Origin of the sequence: uncultured Methylobacterium sp., assembly GCF_964251405.1 — a bacterium.
Taxonomy (GTDB): domain Bacteria; phylum Pseudomonadota; class Alphaproteobacteria; order Rhizobiales; family Beijerinckiaceae; genus Methylobacterium.
Genome location: NZ_CAXUJR010000126.1, coordinates 2,203 through 8,782, shown reverse-complemented (window position 1 = coordinate 8,782; position 6,580 = coordinate 2,203). Strand labels below are relative to the sequence as shown.

The following is a 6,580-nucleotide window of genomic DNA, read 5'->3' as shown; positions in this document are numbered from 1 at the left end:
CCGGGAAGCCGCCATAGGGCTGGAACAGGTCCGGATAGCTCTCGTTGCCGCCGAGGCCGAGGCCGGCCGCGATGTTGAGCGACATCTGGTGGCCGCCATGCGGGATGCAGCGGGACGGCGACCAGCCGAACTGCGCCAGCACGTCGAGGGTGCGCAGGTACTCCACCAGCCCGTAGGACAGGGCGCAGTCGAACTGCAGCCAGTCGCGGTCCGGGCGCATCCCGCCGTGACGCAGGAGGTTGCGGGCGTCCTGGTGCGAGAACAGGTTCTCGCCCGTGGCCATCGGGCCCGGATAGAATTCCGAGAGCGCAGCCTGCAGCGCATAGTCGAGGGGGTCGCCGACTTCCTCGTACCAGAACAGTGGGTACTGGCGCAGCATCTTGGCGTAAGCGATGCCGGTCTCGAGATCGAAGCGTCCGTTCGCATCGACCGCGAGCTGCGCCTCCGAGCCGAGTTCGGCAAGGACCGCCTCGATTCGGCGTTGATCCTCCGCGATGGGGGAGCCGCCGATCTTCATCTTCACGACGGTGTAGCCGCGGTTCAGGTAGCCGCGCATCTCATTGCGCAAAGCCGTGTCGTCCTTGCCCGGGTAGTAGTAGCCGCCGGCGGCGTAGACGAAGACCCTCGGGTCGGCCTCGCGCCCCTTCTGCTCGGCGAGCATCCGGAACAGCGGCTTGCCGGCGATCTTGGCCGTGGCGTCCCAGATCGCCATGTCGAGGGTGCCGACCGCCACCGAGCGTTCGCCGTGGCCGCCGGGCTTCTCGTTGGTCATCATCGCGGTCCAAAGCTTATGCGGGTCGAGATTGTCGCCCGCCTCGTTCAGGACGCTCCCGGGGTCGGCCTCCAGCAGGCGGTTGCGGAAGCGCTCGCGGATGAGGCCGCCTTGACCATAGCGGCCGTTCGAGTTGAAGCCATATCCGACCACCCGGCGGCCGTCCCGCACGACGTCGGTGACGACCGCCACGAGGCTCGCGGTCATCTTCGAGAAGTCGATATAGGCGTTCCGGATAGGAGAGGAGATCGGCTGGGTGATCTCGCGGACGTCGACGATGCGCATGGGCTTGCTCCTTGGTGCCGGGAAGGCGTGGGAGAAGCGAACAAGAGGGCGGGACGCGCCTCCGGGTCGTTAGCCCGTGACAACCGTCTCGCCGATCCCAAGTTCGCGGCTGCCGGCTCGGACATCGTGCGCCCCGGCCGTCGATAGGGTGAGGTCATCCCCTCACGCCGCAGCGATGATGACGGTTGGCGCCATTGGCAAGACATCAAATGTCCTCTTCCGGCTCCTCTTCCCCACAAGCGAACGCGCCCTTTGCCATCCCGGGCGGGGTCGCCCGCCGCATCCCACATCGACGCATCGTCTGACATCGTGACGCGGAGGAGCGGACCATCCCGCCCGTACGAGACGGGCGACAGGACGACGGACGGGCTGCGCCCACCCCCCGCATTGCGGTTGCACCGCACCCTGAGCTAAGGGCGGCGCATGTGGAATCGCCTCGCCCATCCCGGCCATTTCCTGCGGTGGACCGGCCCCGTGATGCCCTGGCTCGCCGGGCTCGCCGCGCTGCTCCTCGCCGTTGGCCTGTATCTCACATGGTTCGTGGTCCCGCCCGACTACCAGCAGGGCGAGACCGTGCGGATCATGTACATCCACGTGCCGGCGGCCTGGCTGGGCGTGTTCTTCTACGGATCGATGGCACTCTCGGCGATCGGCACCCTGGTGTGGCGTCATCCGCTGGCCGACGTCGCCCAGCGCGCCGCCGCACCCATCGGTGCCGCTTTCACCCTGATCTGCCTCGTCACCGGCTCGCTCTGGGGCAAGCCGATGTGGGGCACCTACTGGGTCTGGGACGCGCGGCTGACCTCGATGTTGGTGCTGTTCCTGATCTATTGCGGCATCATCGCCCTGTGGCGGACCATCGAGGACCCGAACCGCGCCGCGCGCGCCATCGCGATCCTGACCCTCGTCGGCGCGGTCAACCTGCCGATCATCAAGTTCTCGGTGAACTGGTGGTCGACCCTCCACCAGCCGGCGTCGATCCTGCGCATGGGCGGCTCGTCCATCGATTCCTCGATGCTCTACCCGCTCGTCCTGATGATCGTCGCCTTCACGGTCCTGGGGATCACGCTGCATCTGCAGGGGATGCGCACCGAGATCCTGCGCCGCCGGGTCCGGGCACTCACCATCCGCGAGGCCGAACGCCTCGATACGGGCGCTTCGTGCGGGTCCGCCCCGTCGCTCGGCCAAGCGATCCAGGGCCTGTGACGGCGATGGATCTCGGTTCGCATGGCGGCTTCATCGTGGGAGCCTACGCCTTCACCGCTCTGGTGGTCGGCGGGTTGATCCTCCACGCCCTGCGTGACGCCCGGGCGCAAAGGCGGGCGTTGGCGGCGATGCAGGACGACCCGGCCCGCATCCCCACGGGAGAGCCCTCGTGAGCCTCGACGCGCCGGCGGCCGCGCCACGCCGCTCGCTCCTGACGATCCTGCCCGTCGTCGCCTTCGCCCTCCTGTGCGCGGTCTTCTTCCTGCGCCTGCGCTCGGGCGCCGACCCGTCGGCCGTGCCCTCTGCGATGATCGGACGGCCGGCCCCCGCCTTCGTCCTCGAGGCGCTGCCGGGCCTGACGGGGGAGGGTGGTCCGGTGCCGGGCCTGTCCAGCGCCGAGTTCAAGGGCCGGGTCACGGTCGTGAACTTCTGGGCCTCCTGGTGCGCGCCTTGCCAGGTCGAGCACCCGCAACTGATGCGGCTCGCACGCGAGCCCGGGCTTCGCCTCGTCGGGATCGACTACAAGGACGCGCCGGAGAACGGGCGCCGCTTCCTGACTCGCAACGGCGTTCCGTTCCAGGCGGTGGGCGTGGATTCGACCGGGCGCACGGGCATCGATTTCGGCGTCTACGGCGTGCCCGAAACCTTCATCGTCGGCCCCGACGGCATCATCCGCGACAAGCTCGTCGGCATCCTGACGCCTGAGAACTACCCCCGCGTCCTCGACAAGATCAGGGCGGCGGCCAAACCCTGATTCGTTACGCCTTGGGCACGTCCTTGCTCTCGTGGCGCATGAGGAGCGGCGTCTGCGAGAGCGCGAACACGACGGTGAGCGGCATGATGCCGAAGACCTTGAAGCTCACCCAGAAATCCTCCGTCTGCGTGCGCCAGACCGCCTCGTTCAGGACCGCGAGCAGCAGGAAGAACAGGCCCCAGCGGAAGGTGAGCTTGCGCCAGCCTTCATCGGTCAGCGCGAACATGCTGTCGAGCACCACCGAGAGCAGCGACTTGCCGAAGGCGAGGCCGCCAAGGAGGACGAAACCGAAAAGGGTGTTCACGATGGTCGGCTTCATCATGATGAAGGTCTTGTCCTGAAGCGCCAGGGTCAGGCCCCCGAACACCACCACCACCACGCCCGAGACCAGCGGCATGATCGGCAGGCGGCGCATCAGGGCGTAGTGGATGGTCAGTGCCACCAGGGTGGCGACGATGAACAGGCCGGTGGCCGCGAACAGCTTCTGGTCGGCTGTCACGCCGAAGCGCTCGGCATAGGCGTTGGCGAAGAAGAACACCACGAGCGGCCCGAGCTCCAGGACGAGCTTGACGAGCGGCGGCAGGTGGCGTTGCGGCGGGACGGCTTCGATCTGCATGGTGTCTCGTCCTCAGCCGAACGCGTGCTCGGCATGGCCTCGGTGGCGGGTGGGCTGTACACGGGTTTGAGCCCGCGCCTCAACCGGACCATCGGGGCCACCGATGTCCGTCACGAATTGGGAACGCTAGTTCTGAGGCTCGGCTTTCCGAGGTTGCCGTCCCGCCCAGTCTCGTTCCCGCCTAACCCGCCTCCAACCCGGCGATCGCCCGGGCGAAGTCGCGGGCCGCGAAGGGCTCCAGGTCCTCCACCCCCTCGCCGACGCCAATGAAGTGGACCGGCAGGCCGAACTTCGCTGCCAGCGCCACCAGGATGCCGCCGCGCGCCGTGCCGTCGAGCTTGGTCATCACGAGGCCGGTGACATCGGCGGCCTTCGAGAACAGCTCGACCTGGCTGATCGCGTTCTGGCCGACCGTGGCGTCGAGGACGAGGATGACCGCGTGCGGAGCCTCCGCGTCGATCTTGCGGATCACCCGCAGGATCTTCTCCAGCTCGGCCATCAGGCCGGTCTTGTTCTGGAGGCGGCCGGCGGTGTCGATGAGGAGGACGTCGGTGCCGGAGGTTTTCGCCTTCTGGAAGGCCTCGAAGGCGAGGCCCGCGGCGTCCGCCCCCTGCGCGCCCGCGACGACGGGCGTCCCCGTTCGCTCGCCCCAGACCTTGAGCTGGTCGATCGCCGCAGCCCGGAAGGTGTCGCCGGCTGCCAGCATCACCGAGCGCCCTTCGGCCTTCAGCTTCAGGGCGAGCTTGCCGATGGTGGTGGTCTTGCCCGCGCCGTTGACCCCGATCATCAGGATCACGAAGGGCTTCTTGGAGGCATCGACGCTCAAGGGCAGCGCGACCGGGGTGAGCGCGCGCTCGACCTCGGCGGCCAGGATCGCCCTGACCTCGTCGGGCGAGATCCCCTTCTCGTAGCGGCTCTGGCCGACGGTCTGCGAGATCCGCATCGCGGTCTCGACGCCGAAATCCGCCTGGATCAGGGCGTCCTCCAGTTCCTCCAGGGTGTCCGCATCGAGCTTGCGCTTCGTGAAGAGCCCCGTGACTCGTTCCGACAGGGCGGAGGAGGTGCGCTTCATGCCTCCGGTCAGCCGGCTCCACCACCCGCGATTCTCGGATTCGGCTGCTACCGGTTCAAGGATTGCGGGCTCCGGCGCCTGCAGCGGCGCGAAGGCCTGGCTCGTGGTGTCGGCCTGCTCACCCCCGCGCTCCGGCGGGTCGCCGGCGGTCCCTGCGGGCGGGCGCTCCTCCTGCCCCTCCACCGGCTGCATGTCGGCGCCCTCGAGCTCGTCCGGCACGGCGTTGCCGTCGGGTTCGACCGGGGAGGGCTCGCTGGGGGGCATCGGCACATGGGCGACATCCGCGGCGCCCGTGGCGAAATCGGGCTGGCCCTCCGAGACCGAGGCGGGGGAGTCGAGGGGCGGCGTGACCGACTGGAGGTCCGAGCCGGGTTTCGGATCGGGAGGCTGAACGGGCACCGGCTCCGGCGGCCAAGCCTCCTCCTTCTTGCCGAACATCCGGCGCAGCAGCCAGCCCGGCCTCTTGTCTTCGCTCATTCCCGCTTGCTCCCTCGGCCCCGCGCACGTAGCGCAGGACCATGCCTCCAGCCGACGCCCTCGTAGCAGACATAAGCCGGCGCCTCCTCTACCGCGACGGGCTCGTCCTCGTCATCGACAAGCCGGCGGGGCTTCCGGTCCATCCCGGCCCCAAGGGCGGGCCGACGCTGACCGATCATCTCGATGCCCTACGCTTCGGGCTCCCGCGCCGGCCGGAGGCCGCCCACCGGCTCGACCGCGACACCTCCGGCTGCCTGGCTCTCGGGCGCCACGCCAAGGCGCTGGCCCGTCTCAACCGGCTCTTCGCCACGAGCGTCGTCGGCAAGACCTACTGGGCGCTGGTCGAGGGTGATCCGCCGTCAGAGACCGGCAGCATCGATCTGGCACTCGCCCGTCGCTCCGACGACCCGCGCAGCTGGTGGATGAAGGCCGATCCGGCCGGGGATCCTGCGCTGACGCACTGGCAGGTGATGGGCCGGGCTCCGGACCGAGCCCAAGCGTGGCTGGCGTTGTCTCCCGTCACGGGCCGCACGCACCAGCTCAGAGTGCATTGCGCCGCCATGGGCTGGCCGATCGTCGGCGATCCGATCTACGGCACGGCACCGCGCACCGGCGGCCTCGGGCTGCAGCTTCATGCCCGCACGCTCAGCCTGCCGCTCTACCCGAAGAGACCGCCGATTGTCGTCGAGGCGCCGGCGCCGGTGCATATGCTGGCCGGGCTGACGGAATGCGGATGGGCGGTGCCGGTGCCCGAATGACGTTCTCGGCCGGCGTCAGCGCCGCTTGCGGCCCTGCGGCGGGACCGGGTCGCGATGCTGGGTGAGGTATTCCAGACGTTCCATCCAGGGCCGGCGCTGCCCGGCGGGGAGCGCGTCGAGATCGCGCTTCGTGGACAGGAGGTCGAGGATCATCAGAACGACCCAGGGGCCACCAATCCCGAGGAAGAATGCCATCCGTGAACCTCCCATCGCGCACTCGACCGGCGCATCGGCCGGACTATGGCACGGTCGAAAGAGCTCGAAAAGGACTGCTGGGCCGTGACGCACGCGCCTGCGGCGACGGATCGCTCAGCGCTCCCGGCGCCAGAGGCCGGCGCGTTCCGAGCGGGCCTGCTCCTCCGCGGCGAGGAGGTCGGAGGGCGCATTCCCCGCGGCGCGGGCACCGCCGGCCGCGAGAATCAGCGCGGCGAGATCGTCCCCGTCGATCTGGCAGCGAAGGCCCTCGGGCTCGCCCTCCGCCTCGCCGGTCGGCCGCAGACACGTGACCTCGCGGCGGCGGAGGTAGCGGGACAGCTGGCGGGCGAGCGCGCCGCGTTCGCCCTCGACGCCGAGGAGGCGAACGACGCGGCCGCGGAAGGCCAGGGTCCCGGTATCGATGACCTCCGGCACGCCGCGCAGG

8 protein-coding genes and 1 pseudogene are annotated in these 6,580 nt (G+C 69.3%); 4 read left to right on the top strand and 5 right to left on the bottom strand.

All coding sequences use genetic code 11. The features are described from left to right. Positions 1-1,057: mandelate racemase/muconate lactonizing enzyme family protein (locus ACFE7U_RS16625; protein ID WP_375410825.1), on the bottom strand; the 1,057-nt coding region annotated here is incomplete at its 3' end. 423 nt (positions 1,058-1,480) lie between these two features. Here ACFE7U_RS16625 and ACFE7U_RS16620 point away from each other — a divergent pair. Genes ACFE7U_RS16620 through ACFE7U_RS16610 form a run of 3 tightly spaced genes read left to right on the top strand, consistent with a single transcriptional unit; the run spans position 1,481 to position 3,017 of the window. Next, positions 1,481-2,263, top strand: coding sequence for a heme ABC transporter permease (locus ACFE7U_RS16620; RefSeq protein WP_375410824.1), 783 nt, complete (start codon positions 1,481-1,483; stop codon positions 2,261-2,263). Between the two features lie 5 nt (positions 2,264-2,268). Continuing rightward, on the top strand, positions 2,269-2,436 hold the full coding sequence (ccmD, locus tag ACFE7U_RS16615) for a heme exporter protein CcmD (protein WP_375410823.1): 168 nt from the start codon (positions 2,269-2,271) through the stop codon (positions 2,434-2,436). Beyond that, positions 2,433-3,017 carry a DsbE family thiol:disulfide interchange protein gene (locus ACFE7U_RS16610; protein ID WP_375410822.1) on the top strand — a complete coding sequence of 195 codons (585 nt, stop codon included), beginning with the start codon at positions 2,433-2,435 and terminating at the stop codon, positions 3,015-3,017. The genes ccmD and ACFE7U_RS16610 overlap by 4 nt, the downstream gene beginning before the upstream one ends. A 4-nt stretch (positions 3,018-3,021) precedes the next feature. Here ACFE7U_RS16610 and ACFE7U_RS16605 read toward each other — a convergent pair whose 3' ends face one another. Together ACFE7U_RS16605 and ftsY are read right to left on the bottom strand one after the other, a co-directional pair. Beyond that, entirely contained in the window at positions 3,022-3,633 is a 612-nt protein-coding gene (locus ACFE7U_RS16605) for a septation protein A (RefSeq protein WP_375410821.1), read from the bottom strand. A 181-nt stretch (positions 3,634-3,814) separates the two neighbouring features. After that, positions 3,815-5,182 carry a signal recognition particle-docking protein FtsY gene (gene ftsY / locus ACFE7U_RS16600; protein ID WP_375410820.1) on the bottom strand — a complete coding sequence of 456 codons (1,368 nt, stop codon included), beginning with the start codon at positions 5,180-5,182 and terminating at the stop codon, positions 3,815-3,817. Between the two features lie 41 nt (positions 5,183-5,223). On the opposite strand from ftsY, the gene ACFE7U_RS16595 reads away from it, so the two are divergent. Next, positions 5,224-5,940 (top strand): RluA family pseudouridine synthase, encoded by a 717-nt coding sequence (locus tag ACFE7U_RS16595; protein WP_375410819.1) that lies wholly within the window; start codon positions 5,224-5,226, stop codon positions 5,938-5,940. A 15-nt stretch (positions 5,941-5,955) separates the two neighbouring features. On the opposite strand, the gene ACFE7U_RS16590 is transcribed toward ACFE7U_RS16595, so the two are convergent. Together ACFE7U_RS16590 and ACFE7U_RS16585 are read right to left on the bottom strand one after the other, a co-directional pair. Then, positions 5,956-6,135: a hypothetical protein gene (locus ACFE7U_RS16590; RefSeq protein ID WP_375410818.1), complete on the bottom strand. Its 180-nt coding sequence runs from the start codon at positions 6,133-6,135 to the stop codon at positions 5,956-5,958. Positions 6,136-6,249: 114 nt separating this feature from the next. Next, a pseudogene (locus tag ACFE7U_RS16585) lies at positions 6,250-6,580 on the bottom strand (penicillin-binding protein); the annotation flags it as partial.

Bases quoted from the DNA above. Each gene is read 5' to 3' on its own strand.
- ACFE7U_RS16590 (WP_375410818.1), bottom strand. From the start codon at position 6,135: ATGGCATTCTTCCTCGGGATTGGTGGCCCCTGGGTCGTTCTGATGATC.
- ccmD (WP_375410823.1), top strand. From the start codon at position 2,269: ATGGATCTCGGTTCGCATGGCGGCTTCATCGTGGGAGCCTACGCCTTC.
- ACFE7U_RS16595 (WP_375410819.1), top strand. From the start codon at position 5,224: ATGCCTCCAGCCGACGCCCTCGTAGCAGACATAAGCCGGCGCCTCCTC.
- ACFE7U_RS16620 (WP_375410824.1), top strand. From the start codon at position 1,481: ATGTGGAATCGCCTCGCCCATCCCGGCCATTTCCTGCGGTGGACCGGC.
- ftsY (WP_375410820.1), bottom strand. From the start codon at position 5,182: ATGAGCGAAGACAAGAGGCCGGGCTGGCTGCTGCGCCGGATGTTCGGC.
- ACFE7U_RS16605 (WP_375410821.1), bottom strand. From the start codon at position 3,633: ATGCAGATCGAAGCCGTCCCGCCGCAACGCCACCTGCCGCCGCTCGTC.